This is a genomic window from Cellulomonas gelida (genome assembly GCF_006538725.1).
Lineage (GTDB): Bacteria > Actinomycetota > Actinomycetes > Actinomycetales > Cellulomonadaceae > Cellulomonas > Cellulomonas gelida.
In genome coordinates, this window is record NZ_BJLQ01000013.1 from 23,366 (window position 1) to 47,821 (window position 24,456).

Below are 24,456 nucleotides of genomic sequence, written 5' to 3' on the forward strand. Positions count from 1 at the left end.
GGTGCCAGCACCCCGTGGCGGACGTGTCCAGTATCACGCGGGCGACCCCGGGCCACCTTCCGAGCAGACGACGAGCCCACCGACGCACGGGAGGGGCGATGCGACCGAACCCGGCACCGCCGGCCACGGTCCGGCAGCGCTCGACCACGCCCCGGGGACGGGCCCGGCGCGTGTGGGCCCTGCTCGCGGGCCTCGTCGTCGTGGCGGCGTGCGCGGGGCCGCCCGACGAGCCGACGAGCGCACCCGACGACCAGGCGTCCACCCGGAGCACTACGACCGGCGAGCCTGCGACGACGAGCACGCGCGGCGGCGAGCAGCCGCAGGAGCCGCCGGGCCGACAGCCCGTGGTCACCACCGCGCCGCCCGTGGACGGCTTCGCGACCTTCGACGGCACGGCCTCGTGCGGGTCGCTGTTCTGGAACGGCGGGCTGGTGGGCCTCGACCTCGCGGACGGGATCACGTTCCACGTCGACGAGCTCGTGATCGCCGGCGACTGGATCTGGGACCAGGACGCGTGCGGCGACCAGGCGACCGGCGCGGTGTGCGTCGACGTCGACCTGCCACCGCAGGGGTGCCGCATCTCCGCCGTGCCGCGAGACCCCGAGCACCTCGACCTGGACGCGACGATCGCGGCGCACGGGTCGCTGCGCTGCGCCGCCGAGGTGAGCGACGACGACTGCACGCACGCCGCCGAGACCATGCTCGCGTCGCCCGGCACCCCGCTCCCGCTCGTCGACGAGAGCCAGCGCGAGCAGCTGCAGACGCCGACCACCGAGCCCACCGTGGACGAGGGCCAGCCATGAGCCCCGCGCAGCGATGACCGACGAGCCGCGGCGCGTGCTGCCCCCGTGGTTCACGGTCGTGACGCAGTTCGTCGCGCCCGCGACGTTCGTCTCGGCGTTCCTCTTCTACTACGGGTACGCGTTCACACGGTCCGAGCTCTGGTACTTCGGGCTCGACGTGGACACGATCGGCCTGTCGCCGCGCGAGTTCGTCATGCGCTCGCCGAAGTCGCTGGCGGTGCCGCTCGTCGTGCTGACGACGCTGTTCGTCACCGTCGCCACGGTGCACTCGCGGCTCGAGGTGCGGGCGCGGCACCTACGCGCGACGCCGGAGGGTGCGCAGCGGCTCGCGGACCGCGCGCGGGCGGCCGTGCTCGCGGGGTCCGGCGTGCTCGGCGCGGGGGTCCTGCTCCTGCTGGCGTACGCGTGGTGGGGGTCGTGGGTGTGGCTGCCGCTGGTCGCGGCGGCGGTGATCGCGGTGGGCGCGGCGGCGACCGCGGGCGCGTTGCGCTACGTGCGGGAGCGGCCCGCAGGGGTGGTCGCCGGGCTGTGGGTGCTCGTGGTGGCCGGCGTGCTGTGGGTGGTCTCGATCACGGCGGGCTGGGCGGGGGTCGGGTTCGCGCAGCAGACCGCGCGCGAGCTCGACGAGCTCCCGCTCGTCGTGCTGGACACGACGACGCCGCTGCGCCTATCGGACACGACGATCGCCGTCGAGGACCTGTGCGTGCACGACGACGACCCCGACGACGGCGTCACGCCTGCGCCCGACGAAGGGTGCGTGGCTGCCCAGGCGCCCCGCTGGCGGCATCGCGGGCTGCGCCTGCTGGTGCAGGGGCCCGACGCGATGTTCCTGGTCCCGTCGTCGTGGGACGCGGGCGCGACGACCGTGATGGTGCCTCGGGACCTGCCCGCGCAGTGGCAGTTCCAGTTCGTGAACCTGCCCCCCGCCGACGCCTCGTGAGCCTCCGGCACCCGTCCAGCTGACGAGATTTCCGACTTATTCGGTACGCATTTGCGACGCCGCTGCTATACCCCTCTGCCAGGTCACGAGAACCAGCGCCAAGCCCCGGCTCGCTGGTCGGCAACCCCGGTCACGACGGGGTGCTCCCGGGGGAGACCGGGCCGGCCCTTGGGGTCGGCAACCGTGACGGACGAGGAATGCGAGGGGCACCCACATGAGCACGCAGGCCACGCCCCGACCCACCGTGGTGGTGGTGTCGGGCAACCCGCGCGAGGGATCGCGCACGCTGGGCGCGGCCCGGCAGGTCGCCGCGGCGATCGCGGCACACGTCGACGGGCAGGTCGCCGCACCGATCGACCTGGCCGCGTTCGCCGACGAGATCCTCACCGCCGACCACCCCCGGGCCGACGCGGCCCGCACCGCACTGGCCGGTGCCGACGTCGCGGTCGTCGCGACGCCCGTCTACAAGGCCTCCTACACCGGGCTGCTCAAGGCGTTCCTCGACCTGTACGGGCCCGACGGCCTGGCCGGCGTCGTCGTCGTGCCGCTCGTCGTGTCCGGGACCCCCGCCCACGCGCTGGTCGGGGAGGTGCACCTACGGCCCGTGCTCGTCGAGCTCGGCGCGGTCGCGCCGACCCGCTCGCTCAGCATCACCGAGGCGGACCTGTCCGACCTGTCCCCCGTGGTCGACGCGTGGCTCGCGCGCGGGGGCGAGGCGCTACGGCGCTCGCTGGGTGCCGCACGGGACACCCGCCCCTCGGGCGTCGAGGCCCACGAGCTCGCGGCGGCGGCCCGATGACCGCCGAGCCCGTCGTCGGGCCGCGCTCGGGGACGTCCGGCACGTCCGGCACGTCCTGCGCCGCGCCGACGCCGCGTCTGTCACCCGAGGAGTACAAGGCCGTGTTCCGCGGCCACCCCGCGGGGGTGGTCGTGGTCGCGCTGCGCGACGAGGACGGCCGGCCCGTCGGCTTCACCGCGACGTCGGTGATCTCGGTGTCCGCGCAGCCGCCGCTGCTCGCGTTCTCGCTCGCGTCGTCGTCGTCCTCCTGGCCCGCCGTCGAGCGGGCCGTCACGCTCACGCTGAGCTTCCTCGCCGACCACCAGGACGACGTCTCGGCACGGTTCGCGACGAGCGGCATCGACCGGTTCGCGGCAGGCGGCTGGAGCGCTCTGGAGACCGGCGAGCCCGTGATCGACGGCGCGCTCGCGTGGGTGCGGGGCCGGGTCGTGCAGCGCACGGCCGTCGGGTCGAGCCACCTCGTCTCGGTCGAGGCGATCTCCTCGAGCGTGCACGTCGAACCGGAGAGCGCGCACCGCACGGGACTGGAGGCCGCGTCGCCGCTGGTCTACCACGACCGGACCTACCACCGGATCGGCGGGCACTCCGCGATCTGACGGGTCACGCCACGCGCCTCGAGGAGGGGGCGGACGCCCTCGGCGAACCAGTACGCCTCCTCGAGGTGCGGGTAGCCGGACAGGACGAGCTCGTCGAAGCCCGCCGCGTGGTACTCCGCGACCAGGTCCGCGACCTCCTCGTGACTGCCCACGAGCGCGGTTCCCGCGCCGCCTCGCACGAGCCCGATGCCTGCCCACAACCCGGGATGGACCTCGAGCGCGCGTGCGTCGCGGCTGTCCGCGAGCGCGCCCGCGCCGTGCAGCGCCACCATGCGCTGCTGGCCCACCGAACCCGACGCGGACAGACCCCGCTGAGCCTGCGCGATCGACGCGGGGTCGAGGTCGTCGAGCCAGCGCTGGGCGACGTCCCACGCGCCCGACGAGCGGTCGCGCGTGATCACGTGCAGCCGCACGCCGAACCGCACGTCGCGGCCGCGCGCCGCCGCGAGCGCGCGCACCTCGTCGATCTTCGCCCGGGCCTGCGCGGGAGGCTCACCCCACGTCAGGTAGACGTCCGCGTGCGCCGCCGCCACGGGCAGCGCGGCCGACGACGAGCCCCCGAAGTAGATCTCCGGCCGCGGCTCGGGCGCGACGGGGACGGCCCCGCCCGCGACGCGGAAGTGCTCGCCGGAGTAGGAGAACGGCGAGGAGTCCCACACGCCGCGCACCACGTCGAGGAACTCGTGGCAGCGCGCGTACCGGTCGTCGTGGCCGAGCCAGTCGCCGAACCGTTGCATCTCGACCTCGTCACCGCCCGTCACGACGTTGAGCAGCAGGCGTCCGCCGGACAGCCGCTGGAACGTCGCGGCGGTCTGCGCCGCGAGCGTCGGGGAGACCAGCCCGGGCCGGAGCGCGACGAGGAAGCGCAGGCGCTGCGTCACGGCGGCGAGCGCCGCGGTGACCACCCAGGCGTCCTCGCACCACGTGCCCGTGGGCGTCAGGACCGCGTCGTACCCGAGCGAGTCCGCGGCCTGCGCCACCTGCGTGAGGTACTCCAGGCTCGGCGCGCGGTAGCCCGCGGCGTGCCCGCGCGAGTCCTTGGCGTGGAAGCCCCCGAGGATGCCCCGCGCGTCGCCCGAGGTCGGCAGGAACCAGTGCACCCCTGACAGCGGCGGCCGGCTCGCGGACGCGGGCGACGCGGGAGCGTCCGTCACTTCGCGGTGAAGCCGGCCGCGCGGCGCTCGTCGGACTCGGACCACAGGGTCGTGGTGACCTCGGCCCTGACCGCGGGGACGACCTCCTCGGCGAACCGACGCAGCACGTCGGCCTGGTGGTCGGGCGGGAGCAGGTGGTTGACCGAGACCGACTGCAGGTCGTGCTGGTACGTCCGGTGGTAGTCGAGGATCTTCTCGACCACCCGCTCGGGCGATCCGACCAGCGCCGGGCCGCGCTCCACGGCCTCCTCGACCGTCGTGAAGCTCGACCCGACGCCCACGTGCTGCGGGCCGTAGCCGCGCCTGCGCTGCGCCGCGAGCTGGCCCTCGAAGATCGGCCGGAACTGCTCGACCGCCTGCTCGGTGGTGTCCGCGAGGTACAGGCCGCCCGAGCCGGAGCCGACGAACGCGTACGCCGGGTCGTGGCCGTGCGCCTCGTACTGCTCGCGGTACCGGTCGATCAGCGCGCGATAGCGCTCGCGCGGCTGCAACGCGTTCGCCGAGACGATCGGGTCGCCGTGGCGCGCCGCGAGGTCGACCGCGAACTGCGAGGTCGCCGACCCGTGCCAGATCCGGAACGGGCCGGAGAACGGCCGCGGCAGGGTCGTCGCGTCCTCCAGGCGGTGCCGGTGCACACCCTGCCAGGTCACGTCCTCCTCGCTGAGCAGCAGGCGCAGGAGCTCGTAGTTCTCCTGCAGGTACTCGTACTGCTTTCCCAGGTCGAGGCCGAGCAGCGGGTACTGCAGCACCTCGTTGCCCTTGCCGATGACGATCTCGAGCCGCCCGCGACTGAGCTGGTCGACGGTCGCGAGGTCCTCGGCGACGCGGATCGGGTCGAGCAGCGACAGGACCGTGACGCCCGTCGACAGCAGGATCCGCTCGGTGCGCGCCGCGATCGCACCGAGGATCACCGTGGGGGCCGACGAGAGCACCTCGCCGGCGTGCCGCTCCCCCACGGCGAACGAGTCGAACCCGAGCTCCTCGGCGAGCACCGCGGTCTCGACGACGCGGTTGAGCCGGTCGGACGGCGGGATCGCCTCACCCGTGACGGGGTGCGGCGGGTTGAAGACGATGTCGAGGACCTGGAAACGCACGGATGCTCCTGCGGGTGGGTGTGGGGGCCGGTGGGGTCAGGCGGCGGGCTCGTCGGCCACGGCGGGCTCGTCGGCCCGTGCGGCCGCGGCGGCGCGCGCGTCCCGCTCGGCGACGCCCTCGCGGACCAGCGGGATGACGTAGCGGCCGAAGTCGATCGCGTCGTCGAGCAGGTCGTAGCCGCGCGCGGAGATCACGCGCACGCCGAGGTCGTAGTAGGCGAGCAGCGCCTGGGCGACGTCCTCGGGCGTCCCGACGAGCGCGTTCGAGTTCCCCGCGCCGCCCGTGGCCTTGGCGGTCGCCGTCCACAGCACGTCGTCGTACCGCTCGCCTGCCGCGGCGATCGCGAGCAGGCGCTGAGACCCGGCGTTCTCGGGCGAGGTGATCGGGTGCCGGCGGCTCAGCGTCCCGCCCGCGGCGGCCTTGCGCGCCTCGATGCGGTCGAGGACCCGGTGGGCCTTCTCCCAGGCCAGCTCGGTGGTGGGTGCGACGATCGGCCGGAAGGCGGCGTGGATGCGCGGCGGCGGCGTGCGGCCGGCCGCGGCGGCCTCGGCGTGCACGCGCTCGATCTGCTCGCGCGTGCGGTCCAGCGGCTCCCCCCACACCGCGTAGATGTCCGCCTCCGCGGCGCCCACGCGGTACGCCGCGTCCGACGAGCCGCCGAAGGAGATCGTCGGCGTGCGCCCCTCGAACGGCTTGGTGTCCAGCACGAAGTCGTCGAAGTCGTAGAACGGGCCGTGGTGGTCGAACGGCTCGTCGCTGGCCCACGCCTGCTTGACGACCTGGATGTACTCCTGCGTGCGCGCGTAGCGCTCGTCCTTGGTCAGCGTGTCGCCCTCGCGCCGCTGCTCGTGGTCGTTGCCGCCCGTGATGAAGTGCACCGACAGCCGACCGCCCGAGAGCTGGTCGAGCGTCGCGAACGTCTTGGCCGCGTACGTCGGGTAGGACACGTTCGGCCGGTGCGCGAGCAGCAGCTCGATGTCCGGCACGCGTGCGGCGACGTGGGCGGCGAGCGCTGCGGGCTCGGGTCCCGACGAGCCGTACGCGAACAGCACGCGCGTCCAGCCGTTGTCGGCGTGCGCGCGCACGAGGCGTTCCAGGTAGCCGAGGTCGAACGGTCGCGTGCTGCGCGCGCTCGTCTCCGACTGGTCGTTGGTCGTGGCGATGCCGAGGAACTCGACGGGCATGGTGGGTCTCCTTGTGTGGTCAGCGCGCCGCGAGCTCGAGCCCGGTCGACGCGGTCGGGGTGGCAGAGGTCGGGGTGGCAGAGGTCGGGGTGGTGACGTCCGCGGTGGCGGTGGTCGCGGCGAACCAGTGCTGCGCGAGGAGCTCGAACGAGCGCCGCGCATCGGCCGGGTCGTGCGCCTCGGTGGTGACGAGCAGCTCGTCCGCGCCCGTGACGCGCTGGAGCGTCTCGAGCCGTGCGACGACCGTCTCCGGGTCGCCGACGATGCGGGTGTCCACGCGGTCGGCGACGAGGTCACGCTCGGCCTGCGGCCGGTCCTCCCACGACGCCACGCCCGACGGTTGCGGGTAGGCGATCGCGCCGTCGCTGCCCGTGCGGATGGACAGCACCCAGTCGGCGAACGGCCGCGCGAGGTCCCGCGCGCGCTGGACCGTGTCGGCGACGAGCACGTCAGCGGACACGATCACGTAAGGCTCGGCGAGGACACCCGGGCGGAACGCCGCGCGGTAGGCGGCGATCGTGTCGAGCGTCGTGGCCGGGCTCACGTGGAAGTTGGCCGCGACCGGCAGCCCGAGCTCGCCCGCGACCCGGGCGCTCTCCCCCGCGCTCGACGCGAGCACCCACGGCTCCCACGACGCGCCCTCGACGGGCGGGCTCGGGTAGAGGTGCCCGTCGGCGTCGCGGTACGTGCCGGCCCGTAGCCCGAGCACGAGCTCGAGCTCGTCGCGGAACGACGACGGCGTACGCGAGGCCCCCACGACGCGCTTGTGCGCCAGCAGCCGCTCGCGCAGCGCGGAGTCCGTGAAGTCCACGGGCGGCGCCCCGGGCACGTAGAGACCGTCGACGACGCGCGGGCCCGTGCTCGGCCGCGGCGTGGACGCGCGCGCCTGCACGGGGGCGTCGTCGGCGGCGGCCGGCGGTGGGGTGAACGCGCGGCCCAGGCCGAGGTCCACGCGGTCCGGGTGCAGCGCCGCGATGGTGCCGAACTGCTCGGCGGCGATCAGCGGGCTCGTCGTGCTGAGCAGCACGGCACCGCTGCCGACGCGGATCCGCTCGGTGCGCGCGGCGACCGCCGCGGCGAGCACGGCGGGCGATGCCGATGCGACACCCGCGGCCAGGTGGTGCTCGGCGAACCACACGCGCGCGTAACCCAGCCGGTCGAGCTCGACCGCGAGGTCCACGGTGCGGCGCACCGCGTCCGCGCCCGAGCCGCCCTCGGGCACGATCGCGAGCTCGAGCACGGACAGGGGCACGCGCGGGGCGGCGGGGCGGTCGGTCATCGAGGTGGCTCCTTGCGGTACGGGTGACGGTCGAGGGACTGGCGGTGAGCGGACGGGCGGCGGGTCAGGGGGCGACGAGCGAGCGCGCGGCGGCGAAGCGCGCGAGCGCGAACCGCGCGAGGTCCGGCCGCACGGTCGGGGTGGCGGTCGGGGTGGCGTGCGGGCGGTCCCGCGCGAGGTCGGCGAGGTCGGCCAGGACGCGGCCGACGGCCGGCGCGAACTTGAAGCCGTGGCCCGAGAAGCCGGCGGCGACGACGACAGGCCCGCGCCGGTCGAGCACGAAGTCGTGGTCGGGCGTCGTCGTGTACGTGCAGCTCACGGGCTCGTAGGCGTCGGGGTCGAGGCCCGGCAGCCAGGTGCGCACGTAGCGGCGCAGCGCGGCGAGCTGCTCGGGCTCGGGGGTCCGGTCACGGCGGTCCGGGTCGACCCGCGGCCCGACCGCGTGGAACCCGACCTTGACGCCCTCACCGGGCGCAGCGAGCCCGTAGACGCCGCTCGGGAAGCCTGCGTCCGGCCCCGGGTCGTGCGTGAAGCTCGGCCAGGGGGCGGTGCCGGCGAGCACCGCCGGGTCGCGCGGGGCGAAGTGCGCGGGCTGCTCCTGCGTCACGACGAGCGGGAGGAACTGGTCCGCTGCGGCGCGCCCCGCCCGACCAGACGGGCCGCTCGGGTCACGCGCGTCGTCCAGCACCTCCGCCAGCACGCCGGCGCTCCACGCACCCACCGCGACGACCACGCTGCGCGCGAGGATCTCGCCGCGCTGCGTCACGACGCGGACGCGGTCGCCCGCGAGCTCGAGGTGACGCACCGCGGTCTCGTGCCGGACGTCGCCGCCGTGCGCGGCGGCCCGCCTCTGCAACGCGCTCACGGCACGGTCGGCGTGCAGCCGGCCCGCGGTCGCGGTCTCGTGCAGCACCCGGCCCTCGAACCGGATCCCGGGCCACCGACGGGCGGCCTCGGCCGGGTCGAGCCACTCGAACGGGACGCCGCGCGCGGCGAACGCCCGCGCGATCTGCTCGGTGCGCCGCGCGGTGGGCAGATCGGGCCGCGCGTGGCTCACGCCGCCCGTGACCTCGAGCAGCGCCTCGTCGGACTCGGCCTCGAGCAGCCGCCAGAGTGTGAGCGCCTCCTGGGCGAGGTCGAGGTAGACGGGCTCGGGGTACGACGTGCGGTAGATGCGCGACGAGCCGTGCGACGCGCCGTGGTCGTGGCCCGGCCCGAACCGCTCGAGCAGCACGACCTCGCGGCCGCGGCGGGCGAGCTGCCAGGCCGCGGCCGAGCCCATCACGCCGCCGCCGACGACGAGGTGGTCCACGTGCTCGGTCATCGAGGTCCCTTCCTGTGGTGGTCGTGCGGGGCGGGTGCCCGCGCGCCGGGAGAGTCGGCGCGCGGGCACCCGTGGCGTCCGGTCAGGACGTCTTGGGCAGCCCCGGCGGGTTGGACTCGGACTTCTCGATGGCCTCGGACTCCAGGCCCCAGCGCTGCAGCACCTGCAGGTAGGTGCCGTCGTCGATCGCGTGGTTGATGGCCGCGGTCACCGCGTCGACCGCGCCGGCGCCCTTCTTCGTCGCGACCGCGATCTGCGCGGTGTCCGGCCAGCCGCCGTTGAGCGTGCCGACGACCGTGAAGTCGTCGGGCGAGATCGCCGCCTGGTAGGCGAGCGACGCGTTCGGGCCGACGTACGTCTCGATGCGCCCCGACTGCAGCGCGAGCAGCACGTCGGTGAACTGCTCGTAGTACTCCGGGCCCTTGATGGGCTCGAGGCCGTCCGCCTGGTTGAGGCGGTCCCACTCGAGCACGATCTTCTCCTGGTTGGTGCCGGAGCCGACCGCGACGACCTTGCCCGCGATGTCCTCGCGCGTGGTGATGGACGTGAGGTCCGAGCCGGTCTTGACGAGCCAGCCGAGCTCGTCGTTGCGGTAGCTCGAGAAGTCGATCGTCTCCTTGCGCTCCTCGGTCACCGTGACGTTGGAGATCACCGCGTCGACGTCGCCCGACTGCAGCGCGAGGGGCCAGTCGGCCCACGCCTTGACCTCGATCCGGACGTCCTTGCCGAGCGCGTCGGCGACGAGCTGGGCGATGTCCGTCTCGTTGCCGATGGGCGTCTCGTCATCGTCCGCCAGGAAGCCGAGCGGCGGCGCGGCCCCGGCGCTGATCGCGACGACGATCTCGTCCTTGTTCTTCCACGCGTCCGGCAGCAGCGCGACCGCCTCGGCGGACTCGGTGGTGCGGATGCGGTCCTGGTCCGGGCTCGTGCTCACGGTCAGGCCGGCCGCGGCGGGCGCGGCCGTCACGGCACCTCCCGCCTTCTGGGTCTCCTGCGGCTTCTCGGTGCTCACCGACGCGCAGGCGGTCAGCGCGAGCAGGGAGGCGGTGGCGAGCGCGGCGAGCGCCCTCGTGGGCACGGCACGGGCGCGGGTGCGCCGGGTCGTCGTCGTCACGGGAGGTGCCTTTCGGTCAGGTGCGGCGTGGGCCGCATCGGGGAGGCCGGGTGGCCAGGGCTCGGGGGACGGCTGCAGGGGCCGGCGCGGGCTCGCGCCGGTCACAGGACCTTCTGCAGGAAGCTGCGGGTGCGTTCGTGCTGCGGGGCGTCGAGCACCTGGTCGGGCGGGCCCTGCTCGACGACGACGCCCGCGTCCATGAACACGACGGTGTCGGCGACCTCACGCGCGAAGCCGATCTCGTGCGTCACGACGACGAGGGTCGTGCCCGTGCGGGCGACGTCCTTGATGACCTCGAGGACCTCGCCGACGAGCTCGGGGTCCAGCGCCGAGGTCGGCTCGTCGAACAGCAGGACCGTGGGGCGCAGCGCGAGCGCGCGCGCGATCGCGACGCGCTGCTGCTGGCCGCCCGAGAGCTGACGCGGGCGGACGTCGGCCTTGTCGGCCAGGCCCACGCGGGCGAGCAGCTCGCGGGCCTCGGGCTCGACGTCCTCGCGACGGCGGCGCTGCGCCGAGACCGGCGCCTCGACCACGTTCTCGAGCGCCGTCAGGTGCGGGAACAGGTTGAAGCTCTGGAAGACGAACCCGATCTGCGTGCGCTGGCGCAGGATCTCCCGCTCGGACAGCTCGCGCAGCGTGCGGCCCTTGCGCACGTAGCCGATGAGCTCGCCGTCGAGCGCGATGAAGCCCTGGTCGACCTTCTCGAGGTGGTTGATCGCACGCAGCAGGGTCGACTTGCCCGAGCCGGACGGTCCGAGGATGACGGTGACCGAGCCGGGCTCGACCGTCAGCGACACGTCGTGCAGCACCTCGAGCGTGCCGAAGCTCTTGTGGACGCCGTGCACCTCGACCAGACCCGGCTGCGTCTCGCTCGTCGGCGCACTCATGCGAGCCCCCCGACGCTGCGGCGCGTGCGGGTCAGCACACCCACGCGGGCGCGGGCGGCGTAGGCCGGGGGGACGCTCGCGGGCACCGGACGGCCCGTGACCCGGGCGGCGAGCACCAGCGTCGCCCACCGGACGCGCTGCAGCGGCGTGGGCGGCAGCGTGCGCACCGCGCCCTTGGCGTAGTACCGCTCGACGTAGTACTGCACGACCGTGATGAGAGTCGTGAGGACCAGGTACCAGATCGAGGCGACCAGCAGCAGCGGGACGATCCGGCCGTTGCGGCCCATGATCACGCTGACGATGTAGAACAGCTCGCCGTACGCCAGGACGTAGACGATCGACGTGCCCTTGAGCAGCCCGATCACCTCGTTGACCGCGGTGGGCACGATCGAGCGCATCGCCTGCGGGAGGATGATCCGCGTGACCTGACGGCGGCGCGGGATGCCGAGCGAGGCCGCGGCCTCCTGCTGGCCCTGGTCCACCGAGAGGATCCCGGCCCGCACGACCTCCGCCGAGTAGGCGGCCTGCGACAGGCCCAGCCCCAGGATCGCGGCCCAGAACTTGTCGACGAGCGAGAGCGTGTCGAGCCAGGCGAGCTCGGGACCGAACGGGACGCCCACGCTCAGGTGGGGGTACAGGTAGGCGAGGTTGTACCAGAGCAGGAGCTGCAGCAGCAGCGGCACCGAGCGGAACACCCACGTGTACGTCCAGGACACCGTCTGCAGCAGCGGCGAGCGGGACAGGCGCATGAGCGCGAGCACCGTGCCGAGCGTGAAGCCGACCACGGACGCCACCGCGGTGAGCCGGATCGTGCCCCACGCTCCGTCGATCACCGACGGCCAGGTGAGGTACTGCGCGACGAGATCCCACTCCCACCGCTCGTTCGTCACGAGCGAGCTCACGACCATCGCGAGCAGCAGGAGCACGACGCCCGTGGCGAGCCAGCGGCCCGGGTGCCGGGCGCCGACGATCCGCAGCTCCTCGAGCGGCGGCTCGTCGGCCGCGGTGACCACGGGCCGCACCGGCGGCGGCACGAGCACGCGCGACTCGTCCTGCGCGAGCTGGACCGTACTCATCGCGGGGCTCGCTCGCCGGCCGCGACCGCGAACGGCACGTGGTTTCCGGGCACCGGCGCGGGGCACGTGCCGTGGTCGCTGAACGCGAACGGCAGGTTGACCGCGCGGTTGAGGTCCAGGCGGACGGTCGCGGTCTCCGGCGAGCCCGTCGCGCCCGGGTCCGACGAGCGCTCGACCGTCAGGACGCGCCACGGCGCGAGGCCGGGCGCCTCGTCGGTGAACAGCAGCGCCGCCGAGCCGCCCTTCCCGCCCGTGAGCTGCAGCGTCACGCTGCGGCCCGCGCGCTCCAGGTCCACCTCGCCGACGACGGTCGTGCGGTGGACGAGCCCGGGCCGCGCCGCGCCGACGACCGCGGGGCGCGGCTCGTCGTACCAGCGGACGGGTGCGTCCAGCACCCACGACGCGTCGTACGGGAACGTCGGGACGCCCGTGAAGGCGGCACGCGCCGCGGCGCGCGGGTCGCGCAGGCGCAGCGCGTAGCGGCCCGTGCGCCGGACGAGCTCGACCGCGACCTCTGCCTCGGCGCCCGTGCGGCCCTCGGGCACGAACGTCTGCACGATCGAGGAGCCCGCCTCGGCGACGACGTGCGTCGTCCCCGCGCCGGGCTCGTCGGCGGCGCGCTTGTGGTGCGCGCCGTGCTCGTCGGCCCACCACACGCCCGGGACGCCGTCGAACGCGGCGGGCTGCGACGGCAGCGGCAGGTAGGCCACGGGCGTGAGCCAGCCGTGGGTCGTCGCCAGCTCGCGCTCGCGCGCTGCGTGCCACTGCTCCCACTCGACGTGCGCGTCCTGGTCGACGTGCACAGCGGCGGTCGGGTTCTCGGGCAGGGTCGTCGTCATCGGATCGCCTCTCGTTCGTGGTGCCGGCCGGGGATCGCCCCGACGAGCTCGACGGTGTACGGGTGCTGCGGGTGGTCGAAGACCTGGTCGACCGGTCCGGTCTCGACGAGCCGCCCGGCGCTCATGACGCCGACCTCGTCCGCGACCTGACGCACGACCGCCAGGTCGTGCGAGATGAACAGGTAGGTCAGGCCGCGCTGCGCGCGCAGGTCCGCGAGCAGGTCGAGCACGCGGGCCTGCACCGAGACGTCGAGCGCGCTCGTCGGCTCGTCGAGGACGAGCAGATCGGGGTCCAGCGCGAGCGCCCGGGCGATCGCGACGCGCTGCCGCTGCCCGCCGGACAGCTCGCCGGGGCGGCGCCGCGCGAGCGCCGCGGGCAGCCGCACCTGGTCGAGCAGCTCGGCGACGCGGTCCCGGCGCTGTGCTGCCGTGCCGACGCGGTGCGCGCGCAGCGGCTCGTCGACCACCTGCCCGACCGTGAAGCGCGGGTCGAGCGACGCGTACGGGTTCTGGTGCACGAGCTGCGTGCGCCGCCGCAGCGTGCGCAGCGCGTCACCCCGGGCACCCGCGACGTCCACACCGTCGAACCGCACCGAGCCCGCGTCGGCGCGCTCGAGATCCAGCACGAGCCGCGCGGTCGTCGACTTGCCCGACCCCGACTCACCGACCAGCGCGAACGCCGACCCGCGCGGCACCGAGAACGACACGTCGTCGACCGCGCGCACGCTCGCGCCCGAGCGGCGTCCACCGATCTGGAACGTCTTGCGCAGCCCGTCGACGACGAGCAGGCCGCCCGCCGGCGGGGTGGGCAGGTCCGCCGCGACCGCGCGGGCGCGGACCTGCACCCGGGACGACGAGCCCCGGTCGCGCTCGTCGGGCAGGGGTGCGGTCCCCGGTCGTTGCGCCGCACGCAGGCCCGGTGCCGCGGCGAGCAGCTCACGCGTGTAGGGGTGCTGCGGGTCGCTCAACACGCGTGCGGTCGGCCCGGTCTCGACGACCTCGCCGTCCTTCATCACGACGATCCGCTCGGCACGGTCCGCAGCGACGGCGAGGTCGTGCGTGATGAGCAGGACCGCGGTGCCGGTGCGCGACGTGAGGTCCGCGAGCAGGTCGAGCACGCGGCGCTGCACGGTCACGTCGAGCGCGCTCGTCGGCTCGTCGGCCACCACGAGCTCGGGCTCGCACGCCAGAGCGATGCCGATCAGCACGCGCTGCCGCATGCCGCCCGACAGCTCGTGCGGGTACTGCCGGGCGCGGGCCTGCGGCTCGTCGATCCCGACGGCGCGCAGGATCTCGACCGCCTGCGCGTGCGCCTCGCGCCTGCCCGCGCGGGCGTGGATGCGCAGGGCCTCGGCGACCTGGTCGCCGACGCGCTGCACGGGGTTGAGCGCGACGCCCGGGTCCTGCGGGACCAGCCCGATGCGCGCACCGCGGACCCGCGGCCACGCGCGGACCGGCAGGGACGCGAGCTCGAGCGAGGTGCGCTCGTCGTCGCCCAGGTCGATTCGCCCGCCGGCGATCCGGCCCGTCTCGGGCAGCAGCCCGACGACGGCGTGCGCCGTGGTGGACTTCCCCGAGCCGGACTCGCCGACGAGCGCGACGACCTCGCCCGGGTGCACCTCGAGGCTCACGCCGCGCACGGCCTCGACGGGTCCGTCGGTGCCGTCGTAGGTGACCCGCAGGTCCCGCACGGCCAGCACGGGCCGCGCGTCGGGTGCGTGCGTCTCCTCGGGTGCGCCCGGCAGCGTCGGCGTCTGGGTGCTCATCGGGCCGTCCTCCCCCCGCGCTCGAACGCGCGGCCGAGGCGCCCGGCGGACAGCACGACGACCGCGACGACCAGCCCCGGGAGCGTCGAGTACCACCACGCGGTCGCGAGGTAGTTGCGGCCCTCCGCCACGAGCGAGCCCCACTCGGGGGTCGGCGGGATCGCGCCGAAGCCCAGGAAGCTCAGCGCCGAGACCGCCAGGACCACGGTCCCCAGCTCGATCGTCGCGAGCGCGAGCACGGGACCCGCGGCGTTCGGCACGACGTGACGCACCACGACCGAGCCACGACGAGCGCCCGCGAGCCGCGCCGCCTCGACGTAGGTCGCGCTGCGCACCCGCAGCACCTCGGCGCGCATGACGCGCGCGAACGTCGCGACCGACGCGACACCCACCGCGATCGCGACCTTGAGCGTCCCGAACCCGAGCACGGTCACGACCGCGAGCGACAGCAGCAGCCCGGGGATTGCCAGCAGCACGTCGGTCAGGCGCATGAGCACGTCGTCGACGCGCCCGCCGACGAACCCCGCGACGAGCCCGAGCAGCGACCCGGCACCGAGCGCGATGACGATCGCGACCGCGGCGGCCTGCAGCGACAGGCCCGTGCCGTGCACCGTGCGCGCGAACAGGTCGCGACCCAGGTGGTCGGTCCCGAACCAGTGAGCCGCACTGGGCGGCAGGAGGTTGTCCGCGGGCACGCCCGTGATCGGGTCGGCGGACGTGAACGCCGTGGGCACGAGCGCCCACGCGACCACGACCGTCACGACGAGCAGCGCCACGAGCGCGCCGGGCCGCGCGAGCGGGTGCCGGCGGGCCCGCGCGAGCCGCCCGGTCGCCGGGCCGGTCCCGGGCCTGGCGCGCAGACTCGTGGTCCGAGCCGCCCCGGCGCTCGAGGCTCCGGTGCTCGTCGTTCCGGTGCTGACGGGTCCGGGGCTCGCCGGCAGGACGGCGGACGCGCGTCGTGCGCCGACGACGTCGGCGGGGCGGGTGCCGAGAAGGCTCATCACAGGCTCCTTGCGTACGAGGTCACGGCCGTGCGCGGGTCGAGCAGGGGGTAGGCGAGGTCGACCAGGAGGTTCACGACGACGAACACGAGCGCCGCGACGAGCACGAGCCCGAGCACCACGGGGATGTCCTGCGTGGTGACGGCGGCCTGCACGAGGCGCCCGAAGCCCTGGCGCGAGAAGACGGTCTCGACGACCACCGCCCCCGCGAGCAGGTTCCCGACGAGCACGCCGAGCAGCGTGAGCGACGGGAGCGCCGCGTTGCGGGTCACGTGCCGCAGCTGCACCCGGGTGCGCGTCGCACCCTTGGCCAGCGCGGTCTCGACGTAGGCCGCACCCCACGCCGCGCGCATCCCCTGGGCGAGCACCTGCGCGATCGTCGCGGACAGCGGGACGGCCAGGGTGACCGCCGGCAGGACCAGGCTCGCGAAGCCCTGGTTGCCGACCGCCGGGAACACCGGCAGCCGGAACGACAAGAGCTGCAGCAGCACCAGCCCGACCCAGAACGTCGGCACGGCGACGCCCAGCGGCGGCAGCGCGAGGAGCAGCCCACGCAGCCGCGGCGAACGGGTCCAGGTGGCGAGCGAGGCGAGCCCGGCCCCGCCGGCGACGGCCAGCAGCAGGGCGAACCCCGCGAGCTTGGCCGTCTCCGGGAGCGCCTGGGCGATCAGGGTCGCGACCGGCGCACCCGAGGAGATGGACGTCCCGAGGTCGCCCGTGGCCGTGCGGCCGAGCGCCGCGACGTACTGCTCGGCCGGGCTCTGGTCGAGCCCGAGCCGCTCGCGCAGCGCCTCCGCCTGCGCCGGGTCGACGCCCCCGCCGCCCGTGCCCGCGTCGAGCATGATGCTCGCCGGGTCACTGGGCAGCAGGTACAGCACCGCGAAGGTGACCGTGAACGCCGCCAGGAGCACGACGACGGCCGCGGCGACCCGGCGCAGGACGTAGGCGCTCATCAGGGCTGCTCGATCCAGGCGTCGTGGAACAGCAGGCGCGACGAGGCGTCGAAGGCCACCCCGTGCACGTCACCGGCCACGCCGATCGACTGCGCGAGCTCGAACAGCGGGATCGCCAGCGCCTCGCCGACGATCTCCTGCTGCGCCTGCGCGACGAGGTCCGCTCGCGCCGCCGGGTCCGCGGTGGCGAGCTGGGAGTCGAGGAGCGGGTCGAGCACGTCGTCGGCCGCACGCTTGTTGACGTTGCGGCCCGCGGACGAGAACTGCGTGCGCAGGATGTCGGCGTCGGCGCGCGTGACGTTGTAGTAGTACGTGTCGTAGTCGCCCGAGGTCAGCACGGCCTGCTGGTCCGCGGGCGTGAGCTGGCGCAGCACCAGGTCGACGCCGACGGCCCGCAGCTGCTGCTGCGCGAGCTCGAGCACGGCCTGCGAGCCGGTGAACAGCGGTGCGTAGACCACGTCGACGCTCAGCTTCGCGCCGTCCTTCTCGCGGATGCCGTCGGTGCCCTTCGTCCAGCCCGCGCCGTCGAGCAGCTGCTCGGCCTTCGCGGCGTCGAACGCGAGGTCGTCGGACAGGTCCGTGTACCCGGGAGTGGTCGAGGCGAGCACGCTCGTCGCGGGCTTGAACGCGTCCGAGAGCACCGTGTCGACGAGCTGCTGCCGGTCGATCGCCACGTTCAGCGCCTGGCGGACGTCCGGGTCGTCGAGCGGCGCGACGGTCACGTTGGGCTGCAGGACGAACGTGACGCCCGGGTTGGTGCGCGTGAGCACCGATCCCCCGGCGCCCTCGACCTGCGCGACGTCCTGCGGGAGCACGTCGCCCACCGCGTCGAACTGGTCGGACGCGAGTCCGCCCGCGCGGACCCCGGACTCCGGGACCACCGTGAAGTCGATCTGGTCGAGGTACGCCTCGCCCTGGTTCTGCGAGACCTCCGAGGCCCACGCATAGCCGTCGCGCCGCGTGATCACCGCACCCTGGTCCTGCGTGTAGCTCTCGAGCACGAACGGGCCCGAGCCGACGACCTCGCCCTGCAGCCGTGCGGCGGGGTCGGCCGTCGCGGTGGCGTCGGACAGGATCGCGAGCGAGACCGTCGACGTGGCCTGCAGGAACTGCGCGTTGGGTGCGCCGAACACGACCGTGACCGTGTGCTCGTCGTCCACGCGCGTCTCGGTGTAGCCGCCCAGGTAGCTCGCCGCGAGCGGCGCCGACGCGCCGAGCGGGCCCGCGAGCGCGTCGAGGTTCGCCTTGACCGTGGTCGCGGTCAGCGGGGTGCCGTCCGAGAACGTCACGTCGTCGCGCAGGTGGAACGTGAAGGTCGTGAGGTCGTCGCTCACGTCCCAGCTCGTCGCGAGCCACGGCACGATCTCGCCCGTGGCCGGGTCCTGGTCGGTCAGGGAGTCCGCGAGCTGGCGCGCGATGTAGATGCTCACGTTCGAGCCGACCTGCTGCGGGTCGACGCCCGACGGCGACGCACCGAGCGCGAAGCGCAGCGTCCCGCCCGGGGTCGCGGTGGCCGTATCCGGGGTCGAGGTCGCGGACGTCGCGGGTCCGGCCGCGGGGTCGCCGCTGCCCGACGAGCAGGCGGCCAGCAGCAGGGCGGGGGCGAGCAAGGAGGCGGCCAGCACCCGGTAGCGGGTGCGGCGGCGGTCGACGGTGCTGGTCATGATGTCCTCTCGAGGGGCCCGAAGGCCGGGGGATGAACGGGCAGAGCGCTGGTCCGGTCAGGCGGTGAGCTCGGCCGCCGCGTGCTGCGACGCCGGATCGGGGCGGGCCAGGCCCAGGTGGTCGCGCAGGGTCGGGCCGGTGTAGTCGGAGCGGAACGAGCCGCGCTCCTGCAGCAGCGGGATCACCTGGTCGAGCACGTCGTCGAGACCGTGCGGCGTCAGGTGCGGGACGAGGATGAAGCCGTCCGAGGCGTCCTCCTGGACGTGCCTGTCCAGGTCGTCGGCCACCTGCTGCGCCGTTCCGACGAACGAGCCGCGGGTCGTCGTGCGGATCACGAGGTCGCGGATCGACCAGCGGTTCGCCTCGGCCTGCTCACGCCACGCGCGGGCGACCGCGAGCGGGTCGGTAGTGTGGCGCACCCGACCGCGCGTGATCGAGATGTTCTCGACGTCGGGGTCGACCTCCGGCAGCGGGCCGTCCGGGTCGTAGGCCGTCAGGTCACGGCCCCACACCTGCTCGAGGAACGCGATCGCGGTCGGGCCGGAGACCTGCTGCCGCCGGATGTGCTCGGCGCGCTCGTGCGCCTCGTCGGGCGTCTGGCCGATGACGACCGTCGTCGCCGGGAGGATCTTCAGGTCCCCACGGTTGCGGCCGTTCGCGACGAGGTGCGCCTGCACGTCGTCGTAGAACGCACGGCCCGCCTCGAACGTCGAGTGCATCGAGAAGATGACGTCCGCGGTGCGTGCCGCGAAGTCCCGGCCCTGCGCCGAGTCGCCCGCCTGGAACAGCACCGGATGACCCTGCGGCCCGCGCGGCGTCGTGAACGTCCCCCGGACCTGCGCGTGCGTGCCGTCGTGCACCACCTCACGCACGCCGGCGTCGCGCAGGAACCGGCCGGTCGCCGTGTCCGCGAGCACCGCGTGGTCGTCCCACGAGTCCCACAGGGCGCGGGCGACCCGCACGACCTCCGCGGCGCGCTCGTACCGCTCGGCGTACGGGAGGTACCCGCCACGCCGGAAGTTCTCGCCCGTGAACGCGTCCGGGCTCGTCACCAGGTTCCACGCGGCGCGACCACCGGAGAGCAGGTCGAGCGTCGCGAACTGCCGCGCGAGCTCCCACGGCTCGTTGAACGTCGTGTTGATCGTCCCCGCGAGCCCGATGCGCTCGGTGACCGCCGCGATCGCCGCGAGCACCGGGAGGGTGTCGGGCCGGCCGACGACGTCGAGGTCGTGGATACGCCCTTTGTGCTCGCGCAGGCGCAGACCCTCGGCGAGGAAGAAGAAGTCGAGCTTGGCGGCCTCGGCGCGCGTCGCGAGGTGCTCGAACGAGTCGAAGTCGATCTGGCTACCCGAGTCCGGGTCGCTCCAGACGGTCGTGCTGTTGACCCCCGGGAAGTGGATGCCCAGGTGGATCTGCTTGCGCGGTCGCGTCGTCATGGCCCCGCCCTCAGGCCGTCGCGGCGAACACGTTGGCGGGACGCGTCAGACCGAGCGTGTCGCGCAGCGTGCGACCCGGGTAGGCGGTGCGGAACAGTCCTGCGCTCTGCAGGATCGGCACGACCCGGTGGACAAGCACGTCGAGGTCGGTGGACAGCGACGACGGCCGCACGTGGAAGCCGTCGACGGCACCCGCCGCGACCCACGTCTCGATCGTCTCGGCCAGCGCACCGGCCGTCCCCACGTGCACGAGCGAGTCCGTCGCCCACGACGACGGCTCGAGGTCGTCGAGCAGCTCGAGGCGCGCACGCGCGCTCGACTCGTCGTCGGCCAGGACGACGTACGTGTCGACGAGCACGCGCACCTCGTCGGTGCTGCGGCCCGCGTCGCCCGCCAGGTCGTCCAGCCGCGCGCGCTGGGCGAGCGCGTCGTCGAGGCTCGTCGCGCGCAGGCGCACCACGTCGGCCCGGCGCGCGGCCAACGCGAGCGCCTCGTCGCTCGTCGCCGTCACCACGACCGGCGGCCGGCCCTGCGGCGGTCGCGGCGTGATCGACGGACCCTTGACCGCGAACCGGATGCCCTCGTAGTCGACGTGGTGCAGCTTGTCGCGGTCCACGAACCGGCTCGTGGCCCGGTCGCGGATCTCCGCGTCGTCCTCCCACGAGTCCCACAGCCGGCCGACGACGTCGATCACCTCGCCCGCCTCGTCGATCGCGTCGACCTCGTCCTGCGCGGCCTTGCGCCCGAACGCGTCCGTCGCCTGCTGCGTCGTCGACCAGCCGACCTGCCACGCGGCGCGCCCCCTGCTGACGTGGTCGATCGTCGCGACCGCCTTCGAGACGTGGAACGGCTCGGTGTGCGTCGTGTCGATCGTCGGCACCAGACCGATGCCCGCCGAGCGGGGCGCCAGGCGCGAGGCGACGAGCGCGGCGTCGAGCCGTCCCTGCACGCCGTGGCGGGTCACGGGCTGCAGCGAGAACGCGTCGTCGAACGCGACGAGGTCGAGCAGGCCGCGCTGCGCGGTCGCGACGAGGGCGTCCAGGCGCTGCGCGTCGAACAGCCGCTGCGCCTGCGAGCCGAGCGTGCGCCAGGCGGCGGGGTGCGCACCGGCGTCGGTGAGGTCGACGCCCAGATGCACCGACCGAGTGCGGTCCGAGCGCGAGCGAGGGTGGGAGTGCTGGGACATCGAAGGGCTCCATCTCGAGGCCGCGTGCGCGGCGGGTGATCGGTGGTCCGTGGCGTGCCGCGGGCCCGCCTGCCGTCGGCGAGGACGCCGCGGTCGGCGCACGCGCGCAGGACCGGACGGCTGGGGCCGTCAGGTGGTGGGTGGGAAGGTCGCCGGCGCCGGCGTGGCCCGCCCAGACGGGCGCGGTCCGGGAGGACGGCGCCAGTCAGCGCCGGTCAGCGCCGGCGACGAGCGGTGTGGCCCGCGGGCCCCGGTGCGCGGGACGTCGTCTCAGCGACAGCTCTCGGCGGCGCACATGACGCGACAGCGCGTGCACAGGTGCGTGGCGCGGACGTCCGCGGTCAGGCTCCTCGTGCTCATGCGTGCGGTCTCCTTCGTCCCCTGTCCGGGGTCTGGCGCGTTGCTCGGACGGCGGGTGCCGCTCGAGCCAGGTCCTCACCCGGGGCACCCCGCCGCGCGGGAGGGTTGCCGTCCGACCAGCCGGGGCTACGCGTCGGAGCTCATGACCTCTGTCCGCAGACCGACAATCCGGACTGCGCTGGTCAGAAATTAGGGGTGGGGCCGGACGGAGTCAACGGCGCATCCCGTCGGTCCCACAATCTGGACTGAATAAGTCGGGTTATCGTCGGGCGACCCCGCACGACCCTGACGCGCGCAGGGACGACGAAGCCCGCGGGCCGCACCGAGCGGCACCGCGGGCTTCGTCCGAGCAGGGGTGGTCAGCCGAAGTGGCGCGGGAGCGTCGCCTCGAAGACCTCGCCGGCCTCGGCCAGCGGGATCGTGAACAGGCCCTCGACCTCGACGGCGGGGCCCGCCTCCTCGTCGCCCGTCGCGACGTCGGCCGTCTGGCCCAGCTTGAGTGCCGGCACGCCGCGCGCGACGCACAGGTCGGCGAAGCGCACCTCCTCCGAGCGCGGCACGGCGACCAGCGCACGCGCCGTGGACTCCGAGAACAGCGCCTCGAACGGCGTGACGCCGTCGCGCTCGCACAGCGCGTCGAGCGAGACGCGCACGCCCACGCCGAACCGCAGCGAGGACTCGAGCAGCGCCTGGACCAGACCGCCCTCCGACAGGTCGTGCGCGGCGTCCACCAGGTCGTCGCGCGCCGCGTTCTGCAGCACCGCGCCGAGACGACGCTCGGCCGCCAGGTCGACCGCGGGCGGCAGGCCGCCGAGGTGGTCGTGCACGACGTCGGCCCACGCGGAGCCGTCGAGCTCGGCGCGCGTCGTGCCGAGCAGGTAGACCGCGATGCCGGGCGCGGTCCAGCCCGAGGGCACCGCGGCGGCCACGTCGTCGAGCACGCCCAGCACGCCGACGACGGGCGTCGGGTGGATCGCCGAGTCGATCAGGCCGGGCTCGCCCGTGCCGTTGTACAGCGAGACGTTGCCGCCGGTCACCGGGACCTCGAGCACCTGGCACGCGTCGGCCAGGCCGCGGATCGCCTCGACGAGCTGCCACATCGAGTCGGGGTGCTCGGGGCTGCCGAAGTTGAGGCAGTCGGTCACCGCGAGCGGGCGAGCGCCCGTCGTCGCGACGTTGCGGTACGCCTCCGCGAGCGCGAGCTGCGCGCCCGTGTACGGGTCGAGCTTGCCGTAGCGGCCGTTGGCGTCGGTCGCGAGAGCGACGCCGAGACCCGTGGTCTCGTCGACGCGCACGACCCCCGAGTCGTCGGGCTGCGCGAGCGCCGTGTTGCCCTGCACGAAGCGGTCGTACTGCTTGGTCACCCACGACTTCGAGGCCAGGTTGGGCGAGCCGAGCAGCCGCAGCGCGGTCGCGCGCAGCTCGTCGGGGCTCGTCGGACGCGCGAGCGACGCGGACGTGTCCGCGTTCAGGCCGTCCTGCCACGCGGGACGCGCGTACGGGCGGTCGTACACCGGACCCTCGTGCGCGACGGTCTTCGGGTCGACGTCGACGATGCGGTGGCCGTGGTGGTCGATCGTCAGGCGACCCGTGCCCGTGACCTCGCCGATGATCGCCGTCTCGACGTCCCACTTCGCGGTGATCGCGAGGAACTCGTCCAGCTTGGCGGGCGTGACGACCGCCATCATGCGCTCCTGCGACTCCGACATGAGGATCTCGCCGGCCGTCAGGGTGGGGTCGCGCAGCAGCACGTTCTCGAGGTCGACGTGCATGCCGCCGTCACCGTTGGACGCGAGCTCGGACGTCGCGCACGAGATGCCGGCCGCACCCAGGTCCTGGATGCCCTCGACGACGCGCGCGGCGTACAGCTCGAGGCAGCACTCGATGAGCACCTTCTCCATGAACGGGTCGCCGACCTGCACCGAGGGCCGCTTGGACGGCTTGGTGTCGTCGAAGGTCTCGCTCGCGAGGATCGACGCACCGCCGATGCCGTCACCGCCGGTGCGCGCGCCGAACAGCACGACCTTGTTGCCCGTGCCCGAGGCGTTGGCCAGGTGGATGTCCTCGTGCCGCAGCACACCCAGGCACAGCGCGTTGACGAGCGGGTTGCCCTGGTAGCTGGGGTCGAACACGAGCTCGCCGCCGATGTTCGGCAGGCCGAGCGAGTTGCCGTAGCCCCCGACGCCCGCGACCACGCCGTGCACCACGCGGGCGGTGTCCGGGTGGTCGATCGCGCCGAAGCGCAGCTGGTCCATGACCGCGACCGGGCGCGCGCCCATCGAGATGATGTCGCGCACGATCCCGCCGACGCCCGTGGCGGCACCCTGGTACGGCTCGACGTACGACGGGTGGTTGTGCGACTCGACCTTGAACGTGACCGCCCAGCCGTCGCCGATGTCCACGACGCCCGCGTTCTCGCCGATCCCGACGAGCAGGTGCTCCTTCATGGCCGGCGTCGTCTTGTCGCCGAACTGCCGCAGGTGCGTCTTGGAGGACTTGTACGAGCAGTGCTCGGACCACATGACCGAGTACATGGCCAGCTCCGCGGCCGTGGGGCGCCGCCCGAGGATGTCGCGGATGCGCTGGTACTCGTCGGGCTTGAGCCCGAGCTCGGCGTACGGCTGCGCGAGGTCGGGGGTCGCGGCGGCGCCCTCGACCGTGTCGTAGTGCTGGTCGCTGCTGGGGCGCGCGGGTGCGGAGGTCATCGGTTCCCTTGGGCGAGATCGCTCGCGGCCTGCGCTGGTCGGCAGGACGCACGGCCGTCGTCGGCGGACGGGCCCAGGATAGCGACGCTCCGCGGCCGCCCGAACGGCTGTCCAGGCCCGCGACCGGGGCGCGCGACGAGGCGGGCGCGGCGCGAGACGGGCCGGCGGCGAGCGCGCGGCGGGCCAGGGCGGTCCCACCGCAGGCCACCAAGGGGTGACACGTGTCGTTCCGCCCTTCGGGTGACGACAGTTGCCTCACCGGCGTTTCGCGGCCGACACGCCGGTGAGGCAATT

At 74.3% G+C, this 24,456-nt stretch carries 20 protein-coding genes and 2 riboswitches; of the genes, 4 read left to right on the top strand and 16 right to left on the bottom strand.

Translation table 11 applies throughout. The annotated features are described in order from the left end of the window. Positions 1-98 precede the first annotated feature (98 nt). The 4 genes from CGE01nite_RS07805 to CGE01nite_RS07820 all read left to right on the top strand — a co-directional run bounded on the left by CGE01nite_RS07805 (position 99) and on the right by CGE01nite_RS07820 (position 3,138). Positions 99-803 (top strand): hypothetical protein, encoded by a 705-nt coding sequence (locus tag CGE01nite_RS07805; protein ID WP_141370061.1) that lies wholly within the window; start codon positions 99-101, stop codon positions 801-803. A 13-nt stretch (positions 804-816) separates the two neighbouring features. After that, a complete protein-coding gene (locus CGE01nite_RS07810; RefSeq protein WP_141370063.1) occupies positions 817-1,743 on the top strand; it encodes a hypothetical protein in 927 nt (308 codons plus the stop codon). A gap of 81 nt (positions 1,744-1,824) precedes the next feature. Next, positions 1,825-1,933, top strand: a riboswitch (SAM riboswitch). Positions 1,934-1,957: 24 nt separating this feature from the next. Then, positions 1,958-2,542: an NAD(P)H-dependent oxidoreductase gene (locus CGE01nite_RS07815; protein ID WP_141370065.1), complete on the top strand. Its 585-nt coding sequence runs from the start codon at positions 1,958-1,960 to the stop codon at positions 2,540-2,542. Continuing rightward, positions 2,539-3,138 (top strand): flavin reductase family protein, encoded by a 600-nt coding sequence (locus CGE01nite_RS07820; RefSeq protein WP_082156259.1) that lies wholly within the window; start codon positions 2,539-2,541, stop codon positions 3,136-3,138. Before CGE01nite_RS07815 ends, CGE01nite_RS07820 begins: the two co-directional genes overlap by 4 nt. On the opposite strand, the gene CGE01nite_RS07825 is transcribed toward CGE01nite_RS07820, so the two are convergent. The 16 genes from CGE01nite_RS07825 to purL all read right to left on the bottom strand — a co-directional run bounded on the left by CGE01nite_RS07825 (position 3,105) and on the right by purL (position 24,162). Further along, positions 3,105-4,238 carry an LLM class flavin-dependent oxidoreductase gene (locus CGE01nite_RS07825; protein WP_229747497.1) on the bottom strand — a complete coding sequence of 378 codons (1,134 nt, stop codon included), beginning with the start codon at positions 4,236-4,238 and terminating at the stop codon, positions 3,105-3,107. The genes CGE01nite_RS07820 and CGE01nite_RS07825 overlap by 34 nt on opposite strands. Positions 4,239-4,288: 50 nt before the next feature. Continuing rightward, positions 4,289-5,386 carry an LLM class flavin-dependent oxidoreductase gene (locus CGE01nite_RS07830; RefSeq protein ID WP_141370067.1) on the bottom strand — a complete coding sequence of 366 codons (1,098 nt, stop codon included), beginning with the start codon at positions 5,384-5,386 and terminating at the stop codon, positions 4,289-4,291. A gap of 36 nt (positions 5,387-5,422) precedes the next feature. Continuing rightward, positions 5,423-6,571 carry an LLM class flavin-dependent oxidoreductase gene (locus CGE01nite_RS07835; RefSeq protein ID WP_141370069.1) on the bottom strand — a complete coding sequence of 383 codons (1,149 nt, stop codon included), beginning with the start codon at positions 6,569-6,571 and terminating at the stop codon, positions 5,423-5,425. Positions 6,572-6,590: 19 nt separating this feature from the next. Then, the gene (locus CGE01nite_RS07840; RefSeq protein ID WP_141370071.1) at positions 6,591-7,850 is read right to left on the bottom strand and encodes an LLM class flavin-dependent oxidoreductase; all 1,260 of its coding nucleotides are present in this window, start codon (positions 7,848-7,850) and stop codon (positions 6,591-6,593) included. A 64-nt stretch (positions 7,851-7,914) separates the two neighbouring features. Beyond that, complete coding sequence (locus CGE01nite_RS07845) at positions 7,915-9,174, bottom strand: FAD-dependent oxidoreductase (protein ID WP_141370073.1); 1,260 nt, start codon at positions 9,172-9,174, stop codon at positions 7,915-7,917. Positions 9,175-9,256: 82 nt separating this feature from the next. Then, positions 9,257-10,288 carry an ABC transporter substrate-binding protein gene (locus CGE01nite_RS07850; RefSeq protein ID WP_048342365.1) on the bottom strand — a complete coding sequence of 344 codons (1,032 nt, stop codon included), beginning with the start codon at positions 10,286-10,288 and terminating at the stop codon, positions 9,257-9,259. A gap of 101 nt (positions 10,289-10,389) precedes the next feature. Beyond that, positions 10,390-11,175: an amino acid ABC transporter ATP-binding protein gene (locus tag CGE01nite_RS07855; protein WP_141370075.1), complete on the bottom strand. Its 786-nt coding sequence runs from the start codon at positions 11,173-11,175 to the stop codon at positions 10,390-10,392. After that, positions 11,172-12,251: an amino acid ABC transporter permease gene (locus CGE01nite_RS07860; RefSeq protein WP_141370077.1), complete on the bottom strand. Its 1,080-nt coding sequence runs from the start codon at positions 12,249-12,251 to the stop codon at positions 11,172-11,174. Before CGE01nite_RS07860 ends, CGE01nite_RS07855 begins: the two co-directional genes overlap by 4 nt. Further along, positions 12,248-13,090: a DUF1684 domain-containing protein gene (locus CGE01nite_RS07865; protein WP_141370078.1), complete on the bottom strand. Its 843-nt coding sequence runs from the start codon at positions 13,088-13,090 to the stop codon at positions 12,248-12,250. Before CGE01nite_RS07865 ends, CGE01nite_RS07860 begins: the two co-directional genes overlap by 4 nt. Next, complete coding sequence (locus tag CGE01nite_RS07870; protein WP_141370080.1) at positions 13,087-14,856, bottom strand: dipeptide ABC transporter ATP-binding protein; 1,770 nt, start codon at positions 14,854-14,856, stop codon at positions 13,087-13,089. Before CGE01nite_RS07870 ends, CGE01nite_RS07865 begins: the two co-directional genes overlap by 4 nt. Next, positions 14,853-15,857 carry an ABC transporter permease gene (locus CGE01nite_RS07875; RefSeq protein WP_141370082.1) on the bottom strand — a complete coding sequence of 335 codons (1,005 nt, stop codon included), beginning with the start codon at positions 15,855-15,857 and terminating at the stop codon, positions 14,853-14,855. Before CGE01nite_RS07875 ends, CGE01nite_RS07870 begins: the two co-directional genes overlap by 4 nt. Continuing rightward, positions 15,857-16,810, bottom strand: a complete 954-nt coding sequence (locus tag CGE01nite_RS07880; RefSeq protein WP_141370084.1) for an ABC transporter permease — start codon at positions 16,808-16,810, stop codon at positions 15,857-15,859. Before CGE01nite_RS07880 ends, CGE01nite_RS07875 begins: the two co-directional genes overlap by 1 nt. Continuing rightward, positions 16,810-18,474, bottom strand: coding sequence for an ABC transporter substrate-binding protein (locus CGE01nite_RS07885; RefSeq protein WP_141370086.1), 1,665 nt, complete (start codon positions 18,472-18,474; stop codon positions 16,810-16,812). Before CGE01nite_RS07885 ends, CGE01nite_RS07880 begins: the two co-directional genes overlap by 1 nt. A 57-nt stretch (positions 18,475-18,531) precedes the next feature. Then, on the bottom strand, positions 18,532-19,911 hold the full coding sequence (locus tag CGE01nite_RS07890; protein ID WP_141370088.1) for an NtaA/DmoA family FMN-dependent monooxygenase: 1,380 nt from the start codon (positions 19,909-19,911) through the stop codon (positions 18,532-18,534). Between the two features lie 10 nt (positions 19,912-19,921). After that, entirely contained in the window at positions 19,922-21,049 is a 1,128-nt protein-coding gene (locus CGE01nite_RS07895; RefSeq protein WP_229747498.1) for an LLM class flavin-dependent oxidoreductase, read from the bottom strand. Positions 21,050-21,487: 438 nt separating this feature from the next. After that, a riboswitch (SAM riboswitch) is annotated at positions 21,488-21,605 on the bottom strand. Between the two features lie 211 nt (positions 21,606-21,816). Further along, positions 21,817-24,162, bottom strand: coding sequence for a phosphoribosylformylglycinamidine synthase subunit PurL (gene purL, locus CGE01nite_RS07900; RefSeq protein WP_048342358.1), 2,346 nt, complete (start codon positions 24,160-24,162; stop codon positions 21,817-21,819). Positions 24,163-24,456: the final 294 nt, after the last annotated feature.

Bases quoted from the DNA above. Each gene is read 5' to 3' on its own strand.
- CGE01nite_RS07805 (WP_141370061.1), top strand. From the start codon at position 99: ATGCGACCGAACCCGGCACCGCCGGCCACGGTCCGGCAGCGCTCGACC.
- CGE01nite_RS07810 (WP_141370063.1), top strand. From the start codon at position 817: ATGACCGACGAGCCGCGGCGCGTGCTGCCCCCGTGGTTCACGGTCGTG.
- CGE01nite_RS07815 (WP_141370065.1), top strand. From the start codon at position 1,958: ATGAGCACGCAGGCCACGCCCCGACCCACCGTGGTGGTGGTGTCGGGC.
- CGE01nite_RS07820 (WP_082156259.1), top strand. From the start codon at position 2,539: ATGACCGCCGAGCCCGTCGTCGGGCCGCGCTCGGGGACGTCCGGCACG.
- CGE01nite_RS07835 (WP_141370069.1), bottom strand. From the start codon at position 6,571: ATGCCCGTCGAGTTCCTCGGCATCGCCACGACCAACGACCAGTCGGAG.
- CGE01nite_RS07840 (WP_141370071.1), bottom strand. From the start codon at position 7,850: ATGACCGACCGCCCCGCCGCCCCGCGCGTGCCCCTGTCCGTGCTCGAG.
- CGE01nite_RS07845 (WP_141370073.1), bottom strand. From the start codon at position 9,174: ATGACCGAGCACGTGGACCACCTCGTCGTCGGCGGCGGCGTGATGGGC.
- CGE01nite_RS07855 (WP_141370075.1), bottom strand. From the start codon at position 11,175: ATGAGTGCGCCGACGAGCGAGACGCAGCCGGGTCTGGTCGAGGTGCAC.
- CGE01nite_RS07860 (WP_141370077.1), bottom strand. From the start codon at position 12,251: ATGAGTACGGTCCAGCTCGCGCAGGACGAGTCGCGCGTGCTCGTGCCG.
- CGE01nite_RS07865 (WP_141370078.1), bottom strand. From the start codon at position 13,090: ATGACGACGACCCTGCCCGAGAACCCGACCGCCGCTGTGCACGTCGAC.
- CGE01nite_RS07870 (WP_141370080.1), bottom strand. From the start codon at position 14,856: ATGAGCACCCAGACGCCGACGCTGCCGGGCGCACCCGAGGAGACGCAC.
- CGE01nite_RS07875 (WP_141370082.1), bottom strand. From the start codon at position 15,857: ATGAGCCTTCTCGGCACCCGCCCCGCCGACGTCGTCGGCGCACGACGC.
- CGE01nite_RS07880 (WP_141370084.1), bottom strand. From the start codon at position 16,810: ATGAGCGCCTACGTCCTGCGCCGGGTCGCCGCGGCCGTCGTCGTGCTC.
- CGE01nite_RS07885 (WP_141370086.1), bottom strand. From the start codon at position 18,474: ATGACCAGCACCGTCGACCGCCGCCGCACCCGCTACCGGGTGCTGGCC.
- CGE01nite_RS07890 (WP_141370088.1), bottom strand. From the start codon at position 19,911: ATGACGACGCGACCGCGCAAGCAGATCCACCTGGGCATCCACTTCCCG.
- purL (WP_048342358.1), bottom strand. From the start codon at position 24,162: ATGACCTCCGCACCCGCGCGCCCCAGCAGCGACCAGCACTACGACACG.